At 45.5% G+C, this 869-nt stretch carries 1 protein-coding gene; it reads right to left on the minus strand.

The genetic code is table 11. The features are described from left to right. The coding region (locus AC1DUA_RS39355) for a HAMP domain-containing protein (RefSeq protein ID WP_477504844.1) at positions 1-857 on the minus strand (857 nt) is incomplete at its 3' end. Between the last annotated feature and the right edge of the window lie 12 nt (positions 858-869).

Below are 869 nucleotides of genomic sequence, written 5' to 3' on the forward strand. Positions count from 1 at the left end.
ATACTAATATAGCCAGCCGCCTGCTCAGGTGTTTCGTAGCTCTTATCATGCAGAAGCCGCAAATAACCCATGATAAGCGTCAGTGGTGTGCGTAAATCATGAGAAACATTGGTAATCAGCTCGCGCTTCAAACGCTCGTTCCTTCTTTCCTCCTCAATCCTTTTCTGCAGATCTTCCACCATGAAGTTCAGATCCCGAGCTAGGGAACCAAGCTCATCTTGACTGCGTTCAACGACACGGTAATCCAAATTCCCCGTTGCAATGATGCGTAGACCACCAGCCAGTTCCTCAATGTGGCGCATTTTCTTTTGCGTCATGAAGTAGAACAAAAGGATGAAAACAGCAACAGCACTCAGCAAGGACATCGGGCTTTCACCCTTCTGATAGGTAATGTGCGGTTCTGGGATGCCGGAGACAATCAGATAAGATTTCTGCCCCATATAGTTGATAGGGTAAAAACTCGAAAATTCTTTTCGGCCATAATCCTGTTCCGTCCGGGTATTCATCGCGTTGCCTATCACATTGTGAATTTCGACATTTGTTTCCGCAGCATTTTGGCTTCGATATAAGACACGACCTTCCAGATCCGTTATTAGAACTTTGAGCTTCTGATCAGTCATCCGGTTTACATGATATTCGAAGAACTCCGGATTTCCCCCCGAAATTCCAGCACCGGACTGATCTCGTTGGTTTTGGAGGGTTGATAATTCATTAACCAGGCCACGGGCTTCACTATCTATTCGTTCAATTCCGTACTTATAGTCTATAACAGCCGCCCGCCGCATTTCTCCGAATAGATTAGAACAAATGCCATAAGTCATTGATCCTGCCAACAAACAAATGACAAAGGTTAGCATCAACTGCATCCG

The organism is Paenibacillus sp. 01T422, assembly GCF_056398785.1.